Source organism: Alcaligenes pakistanensis, assembly GCF_014652815.1.
GTDB lineage: Bacteria > Pseudomonadota > Gammaproteobacteria > Burkholderiales > Burkholderiaceae_B > Alcaligenes > Alcaligenes pakistanensis.
In genome coordinates, this window is the sequence record NZ_BMZN01000004.1 from 523,569 (window position 1) to 545,771 (window position 22,203).

The 22,203-nt window shown below is 54.4% G+C and carries 19 protein-coding genes and 3 tRNA genes; 14 read left to right on the top strand and 8 right to left on the bottom strand.

Annotated features, from left to right (window positions below; translation table 11 throughout):
• Positions 1-59: 59 nt before the first annotated feature.
• Both IE156_RS15275 and IE156_RS15280 read left to right on the top strand, forming a co-directional pair.
• On the top strand, positions 60-965 hold the full coding sequence (locus tag IE156_RS15275) for a LysR family transcriptional regulator (RefSeq protein ID WP_189393455.1): 906 nt from the start codon (positions 60-62) through the stop codon (positions 963-965).
• A 122-nt stretch (positions 966-1,087) separates the two neighbouring features.
• Positions 1,088-2,314, top strand: coding sequence for a patatin-like phospholipase family protein (locus IE156_RS15280; protein WP_189393458.1), 1,227 nt, complete (start codon positions 1,088-1,090; stop codon positions 2,312-2,314).
• A gap of 20 nt (positions 2,315-2,334) precedes the next feature.
• On the opposite strand, the gene IE156_RS15285 is transcribed toward IE156_RS15280, so the two are convergent.
• Positions 2,335-3,255 (bottom strand): DMT family transporter, encoded by a 921-nt coding sequence (locus IE156_RS15285; RefSeq protein WP_189393460.1) that lies wholly within the window; start codon positions 3,253-3,255, stop codon positions 2,335-2,337.
• A 26-nt stretch (positions 3,256-3,281) separates the two neighbouring features.
• Here IE156_RS15285 and IE156_RS15290 point away from each other — a divergent pair, with 26 nt between their 5' ends.
• Together IE156_RS15290 and IE156_RS15295 are read left to right on the top strand one after the other, a co-directional pair.
• A complete protein-coding gene (locus IE156_RS15290) occupies positions 3,282-3,500 on the top strand; it encodes a hypothetical protein (protein ID WP_189393462.1) in 219 nt (72 codons plus the stop codon).
• A gap of 128 nt (positions 3,501-3,628) precedes the next feature.
• Positions 3,629-3,704, top strand: a tRNA-Asn gene (locus IE156_RS15295).
• Between the two features lie 262 nt (positions 3,705-3,966).
• Here the strand turns inward: IE156_RS15295 and IE156_RS15300 are convergent.
• Positions 3,967-5,109, bottom strand: coding sequence for a porin (locus IE156_RS15300; protein ID WP_189393464.1), 1,143 nt, complete (start codon positions 5,107-5,109; stop codon positions 3,967-3,969).
• A gap of 545 nt (positions 5,110-5,654) precedes the next feature.
• Between IE156_RS15300 and IE156_RS15305 the strand changes: the two genes are divergently transcribed.
• Positions 5,655-5,730 (top strand) — tRNA-Asn (locus tag IE156_RS15305).
• Positions 5,731-5,996: 266 nt separating this feature from the next.
• Here the strand turns inward: IE156_RS15305 and IE156_RS15310 are convergent.
• A complete protein-coding gene (locus IE156_RS15310) occupies positions 5,997-6,680 on the bottom strand; it encodes an IrmA family protein (protein WP_189393466.1) in 684 nt (227 codons plus the stop codon).
• Between the two features lie 219 nt (positions 6,681-6,899).
• On the opposite strand from IE156_RS15310, the gene IE156_RS15315 reads away from it, so the two are divergent.
• Complete coding sequence (locus IE156_RS15315; RefSeq protein ID WP_189393468.1) at positions 6,900-8,477, top strand: Na/Pi cotransporter family protein; 1,578 nt, start codon at positions 6,900-6,902, stop codon at positions 8,475-8,477.
• A gap of 216 nt (positions 8,478-8,693) precedes the next feature.
• Entirely contained in the window at positions 8,694-9,782 is a 1,089-nt protein-coding gene (locus tag IE156_RS15320; protein WP_189393470.1) for an AI-2E family transporter, read from the top strand.
• Between the two features lie 124 nt (positions 9,783-9,906).
• Here IE156_RS15320 and IE156_RS15325 read toward each other — a convergent pair whose 3' ends face one another.
• Positions 9,907-10,290: an MAPEG family protein gene (locus IE156_RS15325; RefSeq protein ID WP_189393472.1), complete on the bottom strand. Its 384-nt coding sequence runs from the start codon at positions 10,288-10,290 to the stop codon at positions 9,907-9,909.
• A gap of 110 nt (positions 10,291-10,400) precedes the next feature.
• On the opposite strand from IE156_RS15325, the gene IE156_RS15330 reads away from it, so the two are divergent.
• Positions 10,401-10,476 (top strand) — tRNA-Thr (locus IE156_RS15330).
• 151 nt (positions 10,477-10,627) lie between these two features.
• Here the strand turns inward: IE156_RS15330 and IE156_RS15335 are convergent.
• Positions 10,628-11,686: a DUF1176 domain-containing protein gene (locus tag IE156_RS15335; RefSeq protein WP_189393474.1), complete on the bottom strand. Its 1,059-nt coding sequence runs from the start codon at positions 11,684-11,686 to the stop codon at positions 10,628-10,630.
• Positions 11,687-12,093: 407 nt separating this feature from the next.
• Here IE156_RS15335 and trhA point away from each other — a divergent pair, with 407 nt between their 5' ends.
• A complete protein-coding gene (trhA, locus tag IE156_RS15340) occupies positions 12,094-12,714 on the top strand; it encodes a PAQR family membrane homeostasis protein TrhA (RefSeq protein ID WP_189393476.1) in 621 nt (206 codons plus the stop codon).
• A gap of 193 nt (positions 12,715-12,907) precedes the next feature.
• On the top strand, positions 12,908-13,342 hold the full coding sequence (locus tag IE156_RS15345) for a hypothetical protein (RefSeq protein WP_189393478.1): 435 nt from the start codon (positions 12,908-12,910) through the stop codon (positions 13,340-13,342).
• 118 nt (positions 13,343-13,460) lie between these two features.
• On the opposite strand, the gene IE156_RS15350 is transcribed toward IE156_RS15345, so the two are convergent.
• Entirely contained in the window at positions 13,461-14,426 is a 966-nt protein-coding gene (locus IE156_RS15350) for an AraC family transcriptional regulator (RefSeq protein ID WP_189393480.1), read from the bottom strand.
• A 230-nt stretch (positions 14,427-14,656) separates the two neighbouring features.
• On the opposite strand from IE156_RS15350, the gene IE156_RS15355 reads away from it, so the two are divergent.
• A complete protein-coding gene (locus IE156_RS15355) occupies positions 14,657-16,117 on the top strand; it encodes an aldehyde dehydrogenase family protein (RefSeq protein WP_189393482.1) in 1,461 nt (486 codons plus the stop codon).
• A 12-nt stretch (positions 16,118-16,129) separates the two neighbouring features.
• Here the strand turns inward: IE156_RS15355 and IE156_RS15360 are convergent, their stop codons facing one another.
• Positions 16,130-17,236, bottom strand: a complete 1,107-nt coding sequence (locus tag IE156_RS15360) for an AraC family transcriptional regulator (RefSeq protein WP_189393484.1) — start codon at positions 17,234-17,236, stop codon at positions 16,130-16,132.
• Positions 17,237-17,530: 294 nt separating this feature from the next.
• Here IE156_RS15360 and IE156_RS15365 point away from each other — a divergent pair, with 294 nt between their 5' ends.
• From IE156_RS15365 to IE156_RS15375, 3 genes are all read left to right on the top strand, one after another.
• Positions 17,531-18,670, top strand: a complete 1,140-nt coding sequence (locus tag IE156_RS15365) for an ornithine cyclodeaminase family protein (protein WP_189393486.1) — start codon at positions 17,531-17,533, stop codon at positions 18,668-18,670.
• 81 nt (positions 18,671-18,751) lie between these two features.
• A complete protein-coding gene (locus IE156_RS15370) occupies positions 18,752-19,174 on the top strand; it encodes a Rid family hydrolase (RefSeq protein ID WP_189393488.1) in 423 nt (140 codons plus the stop codon).
• Between the two features lie 87 nt (positions 19,175-19,261).
• Positions 19,262-20,560, top strand: coding sequence for an NAD(P)/FAD-dependent oxidoreductase (locus IE156_RS15375; RefSeq protein WP_189393489.1), 1,299 nt, complete (start codon positions 19,262-19,264; stop codon positions 20,558-20,560).
• Between the two features lie 70 nt (positions 20,561-20,630).
• On the opposite strand, the gene IE156_RS15380 is transcribed toward IE156_RS15375, so the two are convergent.
• The gene (locus IE156_RS15380; RefSeq protein ID WP_189393492.1) at positions 20,631-22,166 is read right to left on the bottom strand and encodes an aldehyde dehydrogenase family protein; all 1,536 of its coding nucleotides are present in this window, start codon (positions 22,164-22,166) and stop codon (positions 20,631-20,633) included.
• Positions 22,167-22,203 lie beyond the last annotated feature (37 nt).

Consider the following 22,203-nt stretch of genomic DNA (forward strand, 5'->3'; position numbering starts at 1 on the left):
TTGACCCTGAGTATTAAAAAATTCATTATTACTTATCGTAAGTATCAATTTTATTTATCATGAACGCGATCAGCATCAGACAACTGGAAGTGTTTGTTGGCATTGCCACCTTGGGTACGGTGCGCGCCTGCGCCGCCCAAATTCACTTATCCCAACCCGCCGCCAGCATGGCCTTGGCCGAACTGGAAAAGCAGCTGGACTGTCCCTTGTTTGAACGCACGCCAGGGCGCATGCAGCTGACCAGTCGCGGCAAGCAGTTGCTTCCCCACGCACGCGAGATTCTGGAGCGCCTGCGAGAGATGCAAAGCCAGCAAGAAGAAAGCGAGCTGCGTGGCGAAATCCGTATCGGGGCCAGCAATACCGTCGGCAACTACTTGATTGGGGATCTGGTAGGCCAGTTTGTCCGCCAACACCCGCGTGTGTCCTTGCATGTGTCGGTAGACAACACGGCAAACATCATTAATCAGTTGCTGGAACATAGTTGCGACATTGCGTGCGTAGAAGGCCCAGTTAACCACCCGCAATTGGAAACCTGGATCTGGCGAGAGGATGCACTGGTCGTTTGCGCCGCCCCCGATCACCCGCTGGCCAGCAAAACCACACTGGAAAAAGAAGACTTTGCTGGCATGAGCTGGATTATGCGCGAGCGCGGCTCGGCCTCGCGGGCACTGACAGAACAAGCCTTGAATGTCCTGCCCGGTGGCCATGTGCTGATGGAGCTGGGGCAGGTGGAAGCCATCAAACAAGCAGTTATCGCCGGCTTAGGTCTGGCCTGCCTGCCACAAGCCGCCACTTTGGACGCTGTGGCCAATCAGCGACTATGCATTTTGGACACCCCTTTTCTGGATTTGAAGCGTCGCCTGTCCCTGGTGCTGCACAAAGAACGCTATCGCAGCCAGGTATTAAGCGCCTTTGCCGATCATCTGCAAAGTCCCGAGCAAGGTCCTACTGCCTTGAAAAATTGACGCAACTTTGCATTTTCAGGATGGTTGAGACCCGCAGCAATGCTATTCTTGCTGCAGTGCAGCACAAACAGAAGGGATCATAAGTCCCGATCTCCTGCCCACCTCTTGAACCGAGCGATGCCATGAACACTTCATCTGTTCCTACGCCACAAGCGCAAGACGCCCCAGACTTTGCCCGTCCTGCCTATTTGCCACCTTACGAAACCGTGGCATTAGTTCTGCAAGGCGGCGGCGCTTTAGGTGCCTATCAGGCTGGGGTCTACGAAGGTTTGTTGGAAGCGGGTATCGAACCTGATTGTTTGTCCGGCATTTCAATTGGTGCCTTGAATACGGCCATTATTGCGGGCAACCCACCCGAGCGTCAGGTCGAGCGTCTGCACGAATTCTGGGACACCATTTGCGAGCCTTACTTTGGTTGGTCAGCTCCGGCTTGCCTGGAACACGCCCTGTTTGGCATCAACGACATGATGCGCGAAGCCATCAGCGCATTTAATGCCAGCAATGCTCTGGTTCTGGGACAACGCGGCTTTTTCCGCCCGCGCTTTCCCCCACCCATGCAATCGACTCCCGGCGTTCCTGAAGGGGCTAGCTATTACGACACCAGCGCCTTGAAAGACACCTTGGAGCGCCTGTGCGACTTTGATCGCATCAACGACAAGCGTCAGCGCATTTCCGTAGGCGCAGTCAATGTAGGCACAGGTAACTTTGTTTACTTTGACAACCATCGCACCACTTTGCGGGCCGAACACTTCATGGCGTCTGGCGCCCTGCCCCCGGCTTTTGCCCCTGTGGAAATTGATGGCCAATATTACTGGGACGGCGGTCTGGTTTCCAATACGCCCCTATCCTATGTGCTGGACCAGTCCCCACGTAGAGACACCCTGGTCTTTCAAGTGGACTTATGGAGTGCGCGGGGCGCGGTACCCAACAATATGGGCGAAGTCAGCGATCGCTTGAATGAAATCCGCTACTCCAGCCGGACCCGTATGGTGACCGAAGATATGCGCCACTCGCAGTACATGCGCCATATTCTGTCGGAGCTGCTGGAGCTGATTCCGCCCGAGCAGCGAAAAGATTTGTTGCCTTGTCGTCTGGCCGAGGAATTGGCCAGTAGCAAACGCTACAACGTGGTGCACCTGATTTACCGCAACCAGCCCTACGAACAGCATTACAAAGACTATCAGTTTGGTCGCATCACCATGCGCGAACACTGGCGCAGCGGTCTGGACGATATCCGTCAGACCCTGATCCACCGCGATAAACTGAATATGCCAGAGAATCTGGCCGGTTTTACCACCTACGACGTACACCGCGACGAGATCGAAAAACGGCTGGCTAACGGCAAGTAAGCCAGCCCAAACGCCCGACCTTAGCGGCGGCTGAGCACCATCGCGCCGCTAAGTACAAAGGCCGTACCCAACAACTGCATGACCGTAATCGGTTCACCCAGGAACCAGTTCGCCAGGAACAAGACCGAGACCGGGCCAATCAGGCCCATTTGAGCGCTCATGGGAGCCCCAACGCGCTCCACCGCCCACATGGTCATGAAGGTCGGCAAGACCGTATTGAAAACGGCGTGAATCATGGATAAGCCGTATACCGGTGCGGGTTGCACCAGTCCTTGCCAGCCAAAAACAGCAAAAAAGTGAATCAGGGTATAGACCGCTGAGAACGACATGGCATAGGCCACCAGACGGGTGGAACCAATCGCCTTGAGCAACTCGCCCGAACCAATCAAATAGATGGCATAGGAAATGGCTGAGCCCAGCACGCACAGCGCGCCCAGCAGCACATCATCCCCCGTCAGGCTCAAGTCCTGCATAAATACCAGCCCTACCCCCAGATAAGCCAACGCCAAGGCCAGCCACTGCTTGGGTAGAATGCGACGTTTCAGGAAGATGGCAGAAAAGATCAGCACAAAGGTGGGCGACAAGAACAGAATCAGCCGCTCCAGCCCCGCTGAAATATATTCCAGACCAATGAAGTCCAGCAGACTGGCCAGGTAATAGCCCAGAAAACCCAGCACAACCAGCTCCAGCTTCTGTCGCCCCGTCAGGGCACGCAACTTGCCTTGACGCACTTTCTGTATCTGCCATAGGGCAATGACCAAAAAGAACGGCAGCGACAAGAGCATCCGGAACCCGATCACCGTTAGCGCGGTGACATCGTATTGGTAGGTCAGCTTGGCAACCACCGCTTTGGCGGAGAAAAGAATAGAGCCGCCCCCCGATAACGCCAGTCCAATTAAAAAGGAACTGCGCTGCGCACTGGGGCCTTGACTAGCTTGCATGGGGATTCATCACTTTGCAGGGCAATATGGTCAGCAAAAAAACCGCTGGCCCTGACGGAAAAAGAGTCGATAAGGGCAATAAGTGTTCGATTCTACTCTTTGCTCCAGATGGCGACCATGGTACTCACGTACGCACGCAGTCGGGCAGCCCCATCAAAACGGCAGCAAATGCTGGTCAGATCAGGCAGGACAAGCAACAGCGCAAAAACAAAAAACCACACCTCACCTTGCAACGACAGAACTAATCCAACAAAGACAATAACTTAGCGCCCCCTCGCCAGAAAACAGCCCAGATCGGCCAAGAATTTCAGGCACTCCCCCTATGAGGGGCTTGCACATTCCCTAAAATACGTGCTATATTCTTTTTCTCTGGTCCCCGATAGCTCAGCCGGTAGAGCGACGGACTGTTAATCCGCAGGTCCCAGGTTCGAGCCCTGGTCGGGGAGCCAAGAAAACCATTGAAAACAGCCCAAGGCATTTGCCTCGGGCTGTTTTTTTTTGTCCCTGCAAAATGCGCCCATCACACCAATTAGAAACGGCGCTATTAACATTTGGACAAAAGATGGAGAGTGCCCAAAAAAAGACAGCGGGACTGCATGTTGATGCAGCCCCGCTGTGGCTCTTTTCTCCTGACCTAGCCCCTGCCTGAACCGGCGCCGCCGCTGCTAACGCACTACACCGGATCAGGGCTGGCAGAATCAGTCAGCAAGATCAGAAACGGTGTGTCACGCCCACTGTCGCCACCGTGCTCTTCAGATCGCTGTAGTAGCCGATGTTACGGGCATAGGAACCAATGGCGTACAGATTGGTGCGCTTGGACAGGTTGTGCAGATAACCAGCGCTAAATACGTGCTGGGTCTTGGCATCATCCGTGCTGCGTGGTGTGGAACGTGGGTCAGCCATGGTCCAGGAAGCCAGGACGGAACCGGCCTTGCCTGTCGGTACCGTTACACCCAAGGCGTAGGTATTGACCTTCAGGTCTTTATGCAAACCAGGGCCGAACTGTTCGGTTTGCAGGGAGCCGCCGATATAGCCATTACGGCTTTGACCAAAAGCAGCATGCAGGGTGGCGAAGCTGAATTTGTAGCTGGCCGCCAAGTTCCAGGCGCTGACATTGCCATTTTCAGCTGCCACCAGGCTACCGCCTTGCTCGCGAGCAGAGCCATAACGTGCTTGGTCAAAGCTCAAGGCTGCTTTCAAAGGGCCATTGCTATAACGCATGGCAACGGTAACGGCCTTCACGTTGGCTTCGTCGCTATTGATGGCATTGCCAGGCAAACTGCTACGATTCCAGTTTTGTTTGCCATTGGTATTGAACGAATAGCCAGCACCAAACTGGAAGCCCGAGAACTCAGGGCTCTGGTAGGCCACCATATTGTCATAACGAACCGTGTTGGCCGAATCAAAGGCAGCGCCAACGCCATACTGGTAGCCATTACCGCCAAAGGGGCTGGCGACACCGGCCACGTACAGAGACGTGACGGTTGTTTGACGGCCCAGGTCCACACGGCCCCAGGACTCGCCGCTCAGGCCTAAGGTCGCTTGACGGCCAAACAAACGGTTCTGACGCGCCGTACCGTCGCTCAGATCAAAGCCGCTTTCCAACATGAAGTTGGCTTTCAGGCCATCGCCCAGATCTTCGCTGCCCATCAGGCCCCAGCGATTACCCATCCAACCCTGGTCATACAGACCAAAACGGCGTTGTTTTTCTGCGCCGCCTTTCAGATCGCTGCCCTTCCATTGTTCGTAACCCAAGCCAGTATCGACCACGCCATACAAGGTCACGTTCGATGCGGCGTAAGCAGGTACCGCCAAGACAGGCATCAACAAGGCTGCCAAGATAGTTTTTTTCATGTTCTCTGTTCTCTGTAAACGTCTGAATGCCGGATTTCTTATGTTGTCCGGTTCCTGTCCAAGTGCTGGGCCACACACCGTCAGGAATAGTTCCCGGATGCCAGGCTGGCGCACTCCCTCCTATTTCTTGAAGCAAGACTCCTCAACGGATCAGCCCTGAAACAGGGATGGAAAGGGGCTTGATAATTGAGGCACATATACTGCAAGCATTTATATTTCAGACATAAACAATATTGATGTCAATAAACCGCATTCCGCGTGTTTACTGGGTTTCATCCGCATTTTCCCTAGTTTTCCAGCAGCAGTCGTTTCAGCAGAGAAAGCCCTAAATCAGCGCAAAGCCAATAAACTAAAGGCTTGCAACCATTTGCAACCAAACAGGCCCTCCCCCTTATTGACCAGACGGTATGTTCCCAACAAAAAACTCGGGATTTACGCCTATTGCCAAGGCCGCTCACCGTTTTGCTTATATGAAAATAGAGTTTTTAAAAAAATACTGCTTTACATTATTGATAGCTTCACCCTATAATCATTTTCTTTGCTGGTCCCCGATAGCTCAGTCGGTAGAGCGACGGACTGTTAATCCGCAGGTCCCAGGTTCGAGCCCTGGTCGGGGAGCCAAAAATACAAAAGCCCAGCTACGCAAGTAGCTGGGCTTTTCTACGTCTGGTCGCTGGACATCGCCTAATTTCCATACGCGTGCGCCCAACCGCTCCAAGACCTCGCCGCTTCTGAAGACAGCAGGCTAATCGCCCACAGCCCCCCCATTCTCCCAGGCTCTCCACAAAACAAAGGCCTCTTGAATACCCAAGAGGCCCTTATCCACAAACCACATTAAGTCACATCCTGCGCCTTGCCCTCAAACCGCACAATGTCTTGAATACCTCTTAGTGTTGTGGCCGGATGCGATCGTGGTAAAGATACCCGACCTGCCCGGTAGGCGTACACACCTGCCACCAATTGCCTTTCTGCTCAAAGGTGAAAAACACCTCTTTCTCGAACAGCTTTTCGATGACAACACTTTGGGCATTAGGCTGGGCGCGCACATTGCTGTAGCCATCTTTATCCTGGATCACAGCCTGAACGGTAAATTTTGAGGCTAGGCACGCATCAGGGCGTTGAGACTGCGTCACACGCGGTGCCTGAATGGTAATTTCATAGGGAACAAAAGGGCGTATTTCCAATTCCCGCTTGGCCAACAAATCAACACGCTCATCCTCGATGACTGCCTGAGCCTGGGTGACAAGCAAACGCAAATCCTGATCGCAAGCGATATCACTGTGCCAATAGCCTGTCGCATAGCGATCCGCATTCGAGCCACCAAACTCATCAACCTCGATCACGTCCTGGGCCACCACCTTATTGTTTTTTTTATCCAGTACTTGAATATGCACTTTCAATTGCTGGACACGGTCCAATCCGCTATCAAAAGTAAAATTTGCCGCGCACATTCCTTGATTTGCCCACACCGTATCGGAATGCCACATTTGAATGGCCTGGGCCTGACCCGACATCAAGCCACCCATTAGCAAGGCAACACTCGCCAGCTTTACGTATTTACGAAGAACCACATCACTCTCCCTCTTGCGATATAAACCAAGCGCTCTTATACACAAAAAAATAGCCGGCCGGTAATTTTGCACTTGACTTACCCCGCCCCAAAGCAGAGCCGTTCAAGAAATCCATTCCAAGCACGCAGGAACTGGCGATAATGCACAGTCCATACCCTGCCTACCCAAGAAGTTTTTCTTTTCCGGGCAGGCCAAGCCCCTATTTCCTCGCGCGCTGATATGTTCGATACTCTTTTCCCCTTTCTGGGAGGACTAGGCCTTTTCCTGATTGGCATGATGTTGTTGTCCGAAGGCCTGGTGGCATTTGCGGGCGGCTCTCTCAAACAAATTCTGCTCGCTTTTACAGGCAAGCCCATCAAAGCCTTTGCCTCTGGTGCGCTGATTACCGCCCTGGCCCAATCCTCTACGGCCACCACGGTCACCTTGATCGGTTTTGTCAGCGCGGGGCTTATCTCTTTTACCCAGGCGATTGGCGTCGTTATTGGGGCCAGTCTGGGCAATACCGCAACCGGCTGGATCATTTCCGGTTTGGGTCTGAAGGTGAATCTGGGCTTTTACACCTTGCCCTTGATTGGCTTGGGTGCCTTGATCAAGCTACTGGCTCCCGGTCGTCAAAAAGAACTGGGCCGGGCCTTGGCGGGCTTTGGCATCCTGTTCCTGGGTTTAAGCACACTCCAAGAAGGTATGCAGGGCTTAGCCGCCAACTTCAGCCTGGCCCATATGCCAGCGGGTGGGTATGGCTCCCATCTGCTGATTATGCTCACCGGTCTGGCTCTGACCGCAGTGCTGCAGTCCTCCACCGCAGCCATTGCCATGACACTGACTGCATTGGATGCGGGAGCAGTCAGCTTTGACCAAGCGGCCGCGATTGTAGTGGGTGCCTCCATCGGTACGACCCTGACCGGAGTGCTGGTCGCCATTGGCGGCACCATTTACGCCAAACGCACGGCTATTGCCTACATTCTGTTCAACGTCATTGCCGGTCTGCTGGGCTTGCTGATTCTGCCCCTGTTCCTGAAGGCCATGTACGCCACTGGCTCCTATATCAACGTTCCTCCCGGTGCCCTGGGACTAGCCGCCTTCCATAGCCTGTTCATTGGCCTGGGCGCGGTCTTGTGCCTGCCCTTTACCCAGCAATTTGCCCGATGGGTGCAACGCCTGGTCCCCGACCGAGCTGCACGCCCCCAACACCACCTGGATGACAGCCTGCTGCAAGTACCCGCCCTGGCCCTGGAAACGACACAACGCACACTGGAAGAACTGGCCCAACGCCTACTGAATCTGTATCAACACAGTTTGAACATGAGCCGCCCCAGCACTGCCACCGAAGATCTACAGCAAATTGAAACCGTACTAGATCAGGCCTACGAGTTCGTATTACGTATCCCCAGCACTACCGATACCCCTGCCATCGCCACCCGCATCAGTGCCTTGCTGCACGCCATCGACCATATGCAACGCCTGCGCAGCCGTTTGCAGCATCAGCCTAGTGCCGATTTGCACGATAGCCGCTATCAACAAGCCCACGCACTGGCCACTGAACTCAATACCTTGGCCCAACAAGGGCTGCAAGGACAGGCGCCAGAAGATTGGCTGGATCAAATACAAACCCGCTCCCAGGCCTTGGCAGAGTTGTTAAGCGACGTACGCAGCCATCTGCTGGCCGTCCCACAAGACCAAGGCGATGCCTCGCGAACCCTGCGCATTACCGACGCCCACCGCTGGTTTGAACGCAGTAGCCAGCATGTGTGGCGCAGCAGTCACTATTTGCAGCAAGCTCGACAAGCCCGAGCGTGAGCAAGGTCTTATTCGCCCCAATATCACCATCACACACTTGATGCTTCAAGCGGCCTTTTCTACGCAAGCAGGTCAGCAAAACTCATATAACAAGAATATGTAAAGAGCGAGCTTTCTAAAGCCGATAGAAACCGCATAAACAGATACCAAGATTCACGCTCTTCCTCAGAATTCCCCCTTACAATCGGCACAAATTCACGCTAATGGAAAAATTCCATGTCCACCCGGCCAAAACTACAATTCCATACTTTTTTACTGTTGCTGGTCGCCGTATCCATCGCTTTTATCTGGATACTTCTCCCTTTTTATGGCGCGATATTTTGGGGTGCCGTGCTGGCTATTCTGTTTGCGCCCTTGCAGCGCAAGCTCCTAGCTAAAACCAAAGGCCGACGCTCCCTGTCTGCCCTGATCAGCTTGCTGATCATCATCCTGATCGTGATTATTCCGGTCATCCTGGTTTCCATTTCGCTGGTTCAACAAATCGCCTCACTCTACGATTTGATGAATAGCGGCCAGTTAAATCCCGGCGCGTATCTACAAAAAATTCTTAATGCCCTGCCCCCTAGCGTGAATGATTTTGCGGCCCGCTTTGGCCTGCACGACTTTGCCTCCCTGCAAGAGAAGTTCTCCGAATTTGCAGTGCAAGGCGGACAGTTCCTGACTAAACAGGCGTTGAATGTAGGCCAAAACACCTTCCAGTTTCTGGTCAGCCTGGGCATCATGCTGTACATGCTGTTCTTCCTGCTGCGCGATGGCGTCGAACTGGGTCGTCATTACCGCCAGTTGATCCCCTTGAGCGAGAACCAGAAGACTCACCTGTTCCGCAAATTCACGACCGTGGTGCGCGCCACGGTCAAAGGTAATATTGCCGTGGCAGCCACCCAAGGCGCATTGGGCGGGGTCATGTTCTGGTTCCTGGACATTCAAGGCGCACTGTTCTGGGGCGTGCTGATGGCGGTACTGTCCCTGCTGCCTGCCGTCGGTGCTTCCCTGATCTGGGCCCCTGTCGCCATCTACTTCTTTGTATCGGGCCACTATGTTCCCGGCATCATCCTGACCGCCTTCGGCATCTTGGTGATTGGTCTGGTCGACAACCTGCTGCGCCCCCTGCTGGTAGGTAAAGACACCAAGATCCCCGACTACGTGATCCTGATCTCGACCCTGGGTGGCTTGTCGATTTTTGGCTTGAACGGCTTTGTAATTGGCCCGCTGATCGCCGCCATGTTCATCGCCTGCTGGGATCTGTTCCCCTCTGCCGTCAGCGCCCGCGTTGAGGCTGAAGAGCAGGAAAATCACAGCAACTAAAATCAAGCAGGCCGGATCAATGCATAGGCCGGACCGGCCTGCTTAACTGGTGATACAAACACACTAAAAAGGGGCTGGTTCTACTTGAGAAGGTAGAACCAGCCCCTTTACTTTTCCTGCAGGCTTACGCCACTAGCACTGGCAAGCACAAAATCCAGATATTGACGGCCAAAGCCAAGAACCAGACCAGCGAGCGCAACGCCGCCTTGTTCATTATGTACATCACCAGATACAGCACGCGCAGCACGATCCAGGCAATCATCAGGCTTTGCACTTGCAAGCCGTCCACCCCCGACCACAGGGCCAGCAACACCGCTGCATAGAAAAAAGGCAAAGCTTCAAACGCGTTGGCCTGAGCCGCATTAGCCCGAGCGCGCCATCCCGTCAAACCTGCCAGCCACGGGCGAGGATCGTGATTATCAAAGCCCGGACTACCCGCTTTGGCACACACCGTCGCTAACCAAGGCAAGAAAGCCGCTACAACAAAACCAATCTTGATCCCCAGCATCATCATCCCCTTAACAGGCTGAAACAACCAACATAGCACGTCACCCTTTAAAAGCGCGCGCAGAATTTACAAACCCGAAAAAAACAGGATATACTTATTGTCTTAGGTTAGCCGATGTAGCTCAGACGGTAGAGCAGCTCATTCGTAATGAGAAGGTCGAGGGTTCGATTCCTTTCATCGGCACCAACTAATCTAAATCCATTGAAATAAAACAATCAATACTATTCAAATCAATGGTCTAGCTTCCTTACACTGGAAGCATTTGATAGCTTACTTTCAACTACCCCACCCAAACGGCCCCAAAAAAGCCACCTAAGTCGCTATTTTTTGTACAGTCTCACGGCCCAACAACTTGGCTGACATGCTCCGGAATATCCCAGGCGCCCCCAGCTCGAATCAGAGCGCAACGTCCTGTGTCACCGCGCTCACTTTCAACAAAGTCGGTTCCGTCCCAGACCGATGCCTCATAACTCCAGCAATCACCCAGCCCACGCCCCTTCATTCTGGAGGAGATGACTCCATTATCGTAATCGCTAGCGCTAGTACTCACCAATACGGGAGCAGACTGCATACGATTAGCGATAACAAAATAAGCGTCTCCCCCGTTGTAAGCGGCTAACCAACAAGGCACGCTAACCAGGGAAAACTGCTGATTAAGTTGTGCGATTCCCCACGGCTCAGACAATCTGTCATCAGTGCAGGATTGCTCTGCATCAGCGGCAAGCACCTGCAAAAGCACGGGCCTTATTTGTGCATCCTCCTGCCCCGTCATGGGGCGTAGGTTTTTATCCCGTACCGGTGCACGAGTGACAACTGGCGCAGCAATAGGAAGTTTTACCGAAGACTCACTCTCTTTTCCTTTGCGCAGAATAGCCCCGGATGTATTAATTCGCCCTTGAACATCGTCCATTTTCAATAAGACCGCACTTGAACCCGCAGCAGAGAACAAATATATGCTGCCATTCTCACGAAAAGAAATGGCTTCGTCTTTTTTCAAGGCTGTCAAAAACCGGCTTAACTGCGCCTGACTCATTTGCCATGACTCATCGCCCGAAAAACTTAATGGGCCTGCTGTACGGCCAGCAATAATAAGTTCTGGTGGCGATTTCTCTTGCCACTCAGCATCACTATAGTGCGCCAGCATGACTCGGTTTACCACCGGCTCCCCACTACCCGCCTTACGAGTCAACAACACCGTTGAACCCTGCTGCTCAGCCTCATCGGCATAACCTGCAGCACGGCAAGTTAGCGTGTTATCGCAGCTCAGATCCCAGTCCTTATGAGAAAACGTCACTGCCGCTGCATGAGCTGCTGTACTTCCCATACATAGCGCTAGCAACATGGCCAAGGTTTGCCTTGAAAAAAATGCACTGCAATATTGTTTCTGCCTACCCATTTCCTCTACTCCCTGCCGTTTGGTCTCGCATAATTTACTCGACTGTATGTAATTCAGCACGTCATCGACATACCTGTGCCATCGCTGCCATCAAATATCACCGCAGCAATGTCGCTAGCGGCCTGAAGGACAGCACTATAGAGCGCGCATCATGGCAATCGCCACCGTAACTGCGTGAGAAATACGTAGTAGTAAATTGGGAAAAGAAGCGACAAATGACAAAGTCCCTTACAGGACTTTTTTGTTGAACATATACACCAGCATTCGTTATGCCAAAGCAGCGTATTAATGTACGTCAATGACAAGCTAGCTACCCGTACGAAATCTTGATTTATACGCTAAGCTTTCCCGGTCACGGCAACAGTCTTGCAATCTGCATGCCGCATGTTCGGAGAGAAGAGAGAATCATGTACTACGGTGAACGTTTCAATGCCTGGTCACATCTGATCGGCGCGGTTCTGGCTGTTGGCGGCGTATCCTGGCTGCTGGTCATGGCAAGTTTTACCGGAGACCCCTGGCGCATCACCAGCACGGCAATCTATGGCGCCACACTGATTCTGCTTTACCTGATCTCCACCCTGTATCACTGCTTCAGGGGACGGGCCAAGAATGTATTTCGCAAGATGGATCACTTTTCCATCTATTTGCTGATTGCTGGCAGCTATACGCCGTTCTGCCTGGTCACGCTGCGTGGCCCTTGGGGGTGGAGTCTGTTCGGTGTGGTCTGGGGTTTGGCACTGATTGGCATTCTTCAGGATATCCGTCCTCGTTCACCTGCACGCATATTGTCGCTAGTGATTTACGCTGTTATGGGATGGATTGTCTTGCTGGCACTGGGGCCGTTGGCATCCGGCCTGGGCTCGCAGGGATTTTCCTGGTTGGCGGCAGGTGGAGCAATTTATACCGCCGGAATTGTATTCTTCGTGTTTGACGAGCGCTTTCGACATTGGCACGGTATTTGGCATTTATTTGTGCTGGCCGGCAGCGCAGCGCATTTTCTGGCCATATCCCGCTATGTCGTCATGTAAAGCCTAGTACGTGGCATCGCCCTATTGAATCAGTCCCTCATGGGGCTGTTACTTGGTCCATACCATTAACAGCTACCTCAGCCTTTGTACAATTGCGCTCTTACTGACCCTCCATATAGAATGCAGACGAAAAACCATGAGATTTCTGTCGTCTGATAGATAATCAAACCACCCCCACGTCGAGTAAATTCTGATGAGCAAATACCTGAATCCTATTGCAATTGGCTTGCTCAGTCTTCTCGCTGTGACCAGCCACGCAGCCTCCCCAAATCTATCCGTCACCGCTGACGATCTTAAAAATCTACGTTCAGCGTCTACTTTGCCGCGCGAAACAAACATCGCGCCGACCAAGTCGAGAGACCCCGCCCTTGATTCAGAGTTCAGCCGAAACTTCCAAAAGGCTTTGAGTAACGAGGAAAAGACACGCCAAGCGGCACGGGAACAACAGCTGGAGCACAACCACCTGTCCTCACTTAAGCAGCACAATAAAGCGTCAAATCGCTTCGGCCCACCCGACAACAAAAATGAAAATGTGGGGATTTATTTTGATGCCAACGGCTCTGCCACCACGTCTTGCCGAGAAAACGAACTCGGGAAAACACGTTGCAAAGTTCGTGAACTGCGTTAGCTTCCCAAATTCAAACGTATAACCCGCTCGCCCGAACACTCGCTCCGGGAATGAACGTGAGTGCCAGCTCGACACTCATGGATTAGCCCGAAAAGTACTACCTGATTTGTCTTAAGCACTATGACAACAAGTTCATTCCTTGTCGGGCCCGCGCCAGCGTCGTGGCGGGTCGCTCCCCAAACATCTGCTGGTACTGGGCACTAAAGCGTCCCAAATGAAAGAAGCCAAAACGCAGGGCCACTTCGGTCACACTGCCCTCTCTTTGTTCCAGACTGGTACGCACGCGCTGCAAACGGATGTCCCGCATACGCTGCACGGGTGATCCCGCTGCCGTCTCTCGGAAACTGGCCTGCAAACTGCGCACACTCACTCCCGTTGCCGCCGCCACCTCTCCCACGGTCAGCGTACTCTCACAATGCTCGTAGATATACTCTTCCGCCCGCATCACCATTGCCCGTGACAGCGACATACCTGGACGACGCAAAGCCTCGCTGAAATTATGAGGATGACCATTGAGCAGCATCCCATGCAGAAACTCGCTCAAGGAAGCCTGCACAGCAGGTTGCAAGGCAATCTTGTCAGCCACCACCAACATTTGCACCGCCTGATTCCAGGCCGCTGACAAATCCGCACTGAACGGGCTCAGACGAAAACGCACCGGGCACTCCAAAGGGCGGCCCAGCCAATCACTACACAATTTACGTAAAACCCGCACATCCGGCCGAAAAGACAGCTGATCAAAGCCATCACCAAAATGGAAATCGGTACGCACATTGGCTGACACAGGCAGCGTCACTCCAGACACCCAAGCAGATTCACTATTCCCCTGCCGCACACGGCCCTGGCCGGCAATGCAGGTCATGATCAAGTACAGATCAGGCAAATCCGCCGCATCCACCATGATATCGGCGTCGTAGCGCAGATTCACCACGCAGCCTGCTGTCTGGGCATCCAGCACACCCAAACGCATATCAAAGAGGCGTGACGCGCGGCGCGATACACGCAAGTGATGCGCCGCATAGACACGACTAACCTGGCCAATGGCCTCGTCCATATCCCGGGTCCGAAAGGAATCTTCTCGCATTCCTGCATTCATGACTTACACACCCTATTTGGCTCTGTAAATTGTAGAGCCCACCAAGCCGCCCTGGATCAGGACTTTCCCTTGGGCCCGCTTTGCGCAATCTGGCTAGAAATGCCCTTTGTGGATAGCCCTCAGCCTTGACCGTGCGCACTATAAGTAAAAACAACCCAGCCGCCCCCCGTCAGATTGTTGGCAACCCCACACTTTTCTATTACTTAAGGAAGCTAGCCATGAGCACCCCTCAAAACTACCCTGCCTATATAGGCGGTAAAACCATTTACGCCCAAGACACCTTTCCAGCCATCAACGCATCCACCGGTCGTCCCCTTGGGCAATTGGCTCGCTGCGGAGCCAAGGAAGTGGATCTGGCGGTGCAGGCCGCCACGCAAGCCCAGCAACAATGGGCACAAACCGCCTATGAAGCCAGAGCCTTGCTCCTGAACCGTCTAGCCGATGCTCTGGAGCAAGCCACCCCTCATCTGGCCCGTATAGACGCGGAAGATGTAGGGCGTCGAGTGTCCGAAGTCATGATCGATTACCAGATTGCCGTTGCCCAGTATCGCTACTTTGCTGCTGCCATCGTGGCACACGAGGATTTCGGTCGCCCCATCCCTGATGGCTACCTGATCGCTAAACGCGTCCCATTGGGCGTTGTGGGCCAAATCATTCCCTGGAACGTCCCGGCCATTATGGTGGCATTGAAAGTGGCACCGGCCATCGCCGCAGGCAACGCCGTCATTCTGAAACCCGACGAGAACGCCAGCCTGTCCACTCTGGAGTTTGCCCGCATTGCCAATGACATCTTCCCTGCCGGACTCATTAACGTTCTGACCGGCTTTGGTGAAGAAGTCGGCTCCGCGCTCACCTCCCACCCTGGAGTCGCCAAACTGGCCTTTACCGGCAGCCCGGAAGTGGGCCGCATCATCAGTCAGGCCGGCGCCAAGCGTCTGGTCCCTGTATCACTGGAACTGGGCGGCAAAAGCCCTAATATTGTGTTCCCGGATATTGACGATATGGACGCCGTCGTCGACAACGCTTTGTTTGCAGCCCTGTACTGCAATGGTCAATCCTGCCTGGCCGGCACACGCCTGTTCGTACACGATGCCATCTACACCCAATTTGTTGAAAAGCTCGTCGCTGCCGCCCGCCGCGTACGCATAGGCGATCCCTCCGACTCCAACACCCAACTAAGCTGCCTGATCAGCGCCTCGCAAGGTGAAAAAGTCCTGAAATACATCCAGACTGGCCGAGACGAAGGTGCCAACGTGCTGACAGGCGGTCAGCGCGTCACCGTCGCTGGTCACGAACATGGTTACTTCATTGAACCGACAATCCTGGAAACCAATAACCGCATGCGTGTGGCTCAAGAGGAAATCTTTGGCCCGGTCTTGTCCCTTATCCGCTGGAGCGAGGTGGACGAGATGATCAAGCAAGCCAATGACGTGTGCTATGGCCTGGCGGCTGGCATCTACACCTCCAACCTGAAAAATGCGATGGAAACTGCTGACCGCCTGCAAGCGGGCAATGTCTGGATCAACCGCTATTTCAACCTGACAAGTGGCTCGCCTTTTGGGGGCATGAAGGAAAGTGGAATTGGCCGCGAGCATTGCCGCGAGACCTTGAATATGTATTCGGAGCTGAAGGCTATTACGGTGCAAACAACCGTGCCACAGCCCTGGTTTGCGCCTTAACCATATCGAGTTCTACGATTGCCAACTCAAGCTAGACGCTTTCCCATAACGACGCGGTGACACCCGCGTCCACTCCTTGAAGGCCCGCGAAAAAGTCGCCGTATCCGAATAGCCCAACTGTTCGGCAACGGCCGACAAGGGTAGATCCGCAGACTGCAACAGGGCCTGCGCCCGGGCTTGTCTGACATCCTGTAAAACATGGCGAAAGGAGCTTCCCTCCTCCATCAAACGTCTGCGCAATGAACGTGCAGACAGATTCAATACCAAGGCGATCGAATCACAGTCAACCGGTGCCCGCCCCAAGCGCCGAGATATAATATCCGCGGCCTGATCACAGGTTCGCCTGACCGGCAGTGCTTCAGGCCCCAGCAAATCCAGAAGATGACACTCCAGAACCGACTTCAGCTTATTGTCTTGAAATCCTTTGTTGTTAGAGAGCTGGCGATCCAGATCGCTATTACGCATCACAAGTTGATTGGCCGCTTGATTCCCTAAAACTGGCGCTCGGAAAAACCGCTCCAGCGTTTTCTCTCGGCCCACAATCGAATGCTCGAAATGCACCTCTATCGGCCCCCAGCTGGGGGTCGCCAATTGCTTGAGCATCAAGGCCATACCAGCCATCGTAAACTCTGCGTCCTGGCTACGAGGCCAAATAGCACGATCCTGAATCCGATAACTCAGCGTGGTTGTTTCAGCCTGAATCGTCACATCCAACAAGGTATTCGTCTGCCAACGATCCTGAAACAAGCCGAATGTATCCAGTGTGGCCCGCAAACTGCCTGCTGCCACAAACAGAGCATGGAAAGGCCCCATCTCCTCCAAACCGAACTGGGCTCCCATTTCCAAACCCAGGTCTGGACGCCCAAACTTCTGGGCAGCATGCTCCAGCAAGGAGACATAGCGATGCAAAGGCACCCGCTCATACGGTGTTGATGTCTGCGTTCTGTAAAAACCATACTCGCGCAGCAAAGCGTCTACTTGACGCCCTTGATCAGACAAGGCATTGACTAGGGCACTGAGATACAAAGTCCGTATTGTCGCGCACCCACGCTCGTGTAAACCGACTGTCTCCAAGCCGCCATTTTCTGCTCCTGGCGGATAAGCGATCCGTTCATTCATGCCCTTATTCATCCTCACCCTCACTTCTTTTCCCGAAGAAACGCCCCACGCTTCATGGATAGCAAACAGGCAAAAACTTTATATCTAAACAATTTTAGTATTCGAAGGTATACATCATTTATAAAATCGCCACGGCACAAAATCGGGATTTACCCGTGTCTGCTCTCCATGCCAAGGTATGGCTGCATGCGGGCTGGCCTATTCTGCAAATTCCTTATCCCGCTTTGCAATTTCCACCAGTTCGAGGCTGAGTCACCATGTAGCTGCAAATAACGCACTACAAGGATATGAGACATGAGCACCTCGACGAAGATCGACTTTATCTATTTGTCCGAGCCGGACATGGTTCGCGCAGGCGTCACTGATATGGCGAGCTGTGTGGACACGATGGAGGAGATGTTCAGCCTGCTGTATCACAACGACTACCGCATGGCAGGTTCAAACAACAACTCGCATGGATCGATTGTTGTGTTTCCCGAAAACTCACCCTTTCCCGATATGCCCAAGCCCACGCCGGACCGGCGATTCATGGCGATGCCCGCTTATTTGGGAGGACGTTTTCGTACCGCAGGGATGAAATGGTATGGCTCCAACATTGAAAACCGAGACAAGGGACTACCTCGCTCCATCCTGATGTTCGTCCTGAATGATGCGGACACTGGAGCTCCGCTGGCATTTATGTCGGCCAACCTCTTGTCGGCTTACCGCACAGGCGCCATTCCGGGGGTGGGGGCACGCCATCTAGCACGCAAAAACTCCAAAGTCGTCGGTATTCTCGGCCCTGGCGTCATGGCACGAACATCCTTGTCGGCTTTCATGGCTGTCTGTCCGCAGATCGACACAGTCAAAATAAAAGGGCGCGGCCAGAAGAACCTGGACGCATTTCTAGCCTGGCTAGCCGACACATTCCCGCAGATCGCCAATGTCCAAGTTGTCGATACCGACGAAGCCTTGGTTCGTGACAGTGACATCGTGACATTCTGCGGCTCCGGCGCGGTGGGCGACCCCTCGAAGTACCCAACGGTCAAGCGTGAATGGGTGAGCCCCGGCACATTCCTGTCCATGCCAGCCCTGGGCAATATTGATGAGGGTATGGAGTCACCTGAGATTCGCAAGGTGCTCGATCACACCGGCCTGTATGACGCCTGGTACGACGAAAACCCTAAACCTGTTCATGCCAGCGTGCCGGTCGTGGGCATCCGTTTCATGGATCTGATCGCAGAAGGCCGTATGTCACGCGATCAACTGGAAGACCTGGGAAAAATCGTCGCCGGTGAGGCTCCTGGTCGCCAGAATGATGACGAAATCATCATCATGTCGGTAGGCGGTATGCCCGTCGAGGACGTGGCCTGGGGCACGGTGGTGTACCGCAACGCGCTCAAACAGGGAATTGGCACACGTCTCAATCTTTGGGATGAGCCCGTCTTGCGCTAATCAGCGCCTATCGCAAACAAGCCCGTATTACGGGCTTGTTCAGCGTCACATTACTCACTCTTTTACAGGGACATATTCCCCATGACCTCTATCGTCAAAGTCAAAACCGGCTCCAAATTCGAAGAAATGGGTAGCTACTCGCGCCTGGTTGCGGTCGACAACCTGATTTTCATGTCCAATACCGCAGGCCGCAATCCCAAGACCAAGCTGATCTCAACCGATCTGCGCGAACAAACCTTGCAAGTGCTGATCAATATCGAAACCGCATTGGCCTCTGTGGACGCCTGCCTGGCCGATATCGTTGCCGCTCGGGTGTTTATCCAGTTTCCCGAAGATGTGGATACCATCATGGCCGTCTATGGTGAGAAAATGCGCAATATCAATCCAACCCTGACCATGACCAGCCCTCCGCTAGGATCACCTGAATACCGGGTCGAGATTGAAGTGACTGCCTACCGTGGTGCCTCCAAAGCCGACATCAAAGAACTGACGATCACCCCTTGAGTGTCGCGCCATGCGAATGACGGTGGCCGGAGTCGCGTCGCATGGAACGCTCTCTCCGGCCTACTCTATCGTCCAAGGAGACAAGCTGTGGCTCCCGTCATTACTCCTGTCAGCAGCTCTACTGAGCTGCCTGCTTCTACAACCGTCGTCATCATCGGTGCGGGCATTGTTGGTCTGAGTGCCGCACTGACATTGGCCGAACGCGGCATACCCGTGGTCGTGCTGGAAAAAGGCCGGATCGCGGCTGAGCAATCTTCGCGAAATCTGGGTTGGGTTCGCAAGATGAGCCGCTCGGCCCCCGATGTGCCGCTCGCTCTGGCCACCGATCAACTCTGGGCTCAAATGCCCGAGCGTGTCGGGGCCGATGTGGGCTATCGTCAGGCGGGCATCATGTATGTCGCTCGCAACCCGGCGGAAATGCATCAGCATGAGCAATGGCTGAGCAGCGTACGCGACTTGCCATTGGACTCGCGCCTGCTCAGTGCGGCCCAGATCAATGAAATGGTGCCCGGCGGACAAGGCCGCTGGGTCGGTGGCATCTATACGCCCTCTGACGGCCGTGCCGAGCCCACCTTGGCTAACAGTGCCATCGCGCAGGCAGCCATTAAAAAAGGGGCGCTGATCATCGAAAACTGTGCCGTACGCACCTTGTCCCTGTCAGCGGGCCGCGTCAGCGGCGTGATGACAGAACGCGGCGAAATACGCTGCGAGCAAGTGCTACTGGCCGGCGGCCTGTGGTCACGTCGCTTCCTGAGCAATCAGGGCATATCGCTGTTGACCCTGCCCTTGGTCGCCTCGGTGATGCGCACTGCCCCCATGGAAGGGCCGACAGACATTGCCGTAGGCGCACCCAATTTCTCGTTCCGCAAGCGCCTGGACGGCGGTTTCACCATTACCCAACGCGGCGCCTTGTATGCGCCCTTGATGCTGGACAGCCTGTTGCTGGGCATGCACTACCTGCCCACACTGCGCGCCCAATGGAACAACGTCCGTATTTCCCTGGGGCGCGAGATGGTGTCTGACCTGATGCTGGCGCGTCGCTGGAAGGCTGATCGAATCTCTCCCTTCGAGTACCTCAGAACCATGGACCCACCCTGCGTGCCCGCCCTGAACAAAGAGGCCATGACCAACCTGATCGCAGCCTGGCCTGTTTTCAAGAACGCCGTCATCCAGCAATCCTGGGGCGGCATGATTGATGTCACCCCTGATTCTCTGCCCGTCATCTGCCCGATCGACAAGATTCCCGGTCTGACTCTAGCCAGCGGATTCTCCGGCCATGGATTTGGCACCGGCCCGGCCGCTGGTCAATTGGCCGCCGACCTGATACTCGATACCCCTCCCCTGGTGAACCCTAGCCCGTATCGACTGGATCGCTTCCAGAAATAAAAAAATTGCGGCGACCTGTGTTTTCAGAACAAGTCGCCGCGATCGTCTTCACCCACTACCTCAATAAAACTTAGTACCCTGCCATCGCACCCGTGTCCAGGCGCATGCATATCGCCTTGGGTTCGGTATAGGCATGGATGGCTTCACTGCCGAATTCACGCCCTACGCCAGAGAGCTTGCGCCCGCCAAAAGGCACCGCCAGATCAAGCACATTGTGCGTATTCAACCAGACGGTTCCCACATCGATCCGATCCGCCAGCAGATGGGCTCGCTCCAGATCGCGCGTCCAGATACTGGCCGCCAGACCGTAGGGAGTATCGTTGGCCAAGTTGACCAATTCCGAGGAGTCATCGATCCGCATGGCGCACACAACAGGCCCGAAGATTTCTTCGCGCATCACCGTCATATCCGTCGTCACATTGCCCAGCACCGTCGGTTGGTAGAACCAGCCAGCCTCACCGGCAATATCGCCCCCGGCCAATGCCACAGCACCTTGATCCAGCCCGGAGCGCACCAGACCAGCCACTCGTTCGCGCTGGCGCGATGAGATCAAAGGACCGACCTCCGTTGCAGGGTCCATGCCCGAGCCCAGCTTCAAAGTACGGGCGATTTCGGCTACGCCGGCAATCACCTCATCGTAGACGGCGGACTCAATCAGCAAGCGCGAACCGGCGGTACAAATCTGGCCTGAATTGGCAAAAATAGCGGCTGCCGCACCCGGTATCGCCCGCGTCAAATCAGCATCGGCCAAGATAATGGTGGGCGACTTGCCGCCCAACTCCAATGTGACTCGTTTCATGGTGGGTGCTGCTGCCATCCAGATATGCTGACCCGTCGCCGTAGAGCCGGTAAAAGAGATCTTGCGCACCACGGGATGCTCCACCAGAGCGGCTCCAGCATCATGACCATAGCCGGTCACAATATTGACTGCACCCGCTGGGAAGCCAGTCTCGATAATCAGCTCTCCCAATAGCAGGGTTGTCAACGATGTTTCCTCGGACGGCTTGAGCACGACCGTGCAACCGCAGGCAATGGCCGGCGCCAGCTTCTGAATAGCCTGACCCAATGGGAAGTTCCACGGCGTAATGCCGCCTACGACTCCGATAGGCTTACGCTCGGTATAGGCACGGTACATGGCGCCGTCCTGGACCAAAGGCGATAAGGCAATATATTCACCGGCTATTTTTGAGCTCCAACCGGCAAAATAACGCAAGGCCTCGATCGCAAACGGAATATCAATCATGCGCGTCACACTTAGCAGCTTGCCGCTGTCGAGCGACTCCAACTGCGCAAACTGCTCCGCATTTTCTTCAAGCAGCAGCGCCAGACGCTCGAGCAGGCGACCACGATCCAAAGGACGCATCGACTGCCAAGCCGTGCTCTCGAAACAGCGCTGCGCGGCCATGACCGCATGATCCACATCGGCGGCACTACACGCAGGTATGGTCGTAATGCGCTCACCGGTCGCCGGATTCAAGACGTCGATACGCCGTGCCGAGGGGGATACTCCACTTAGTTTGCCATCCAGCAACAGCAGGCCTTTCGGCATACGAATGACAGGCTCTGCCGGCGCTGCTGTCTGGACGGGTACAGAAGATTGCTTCATGGAAATCTCTACGTAATAGATAAAAAATGGATGCCTT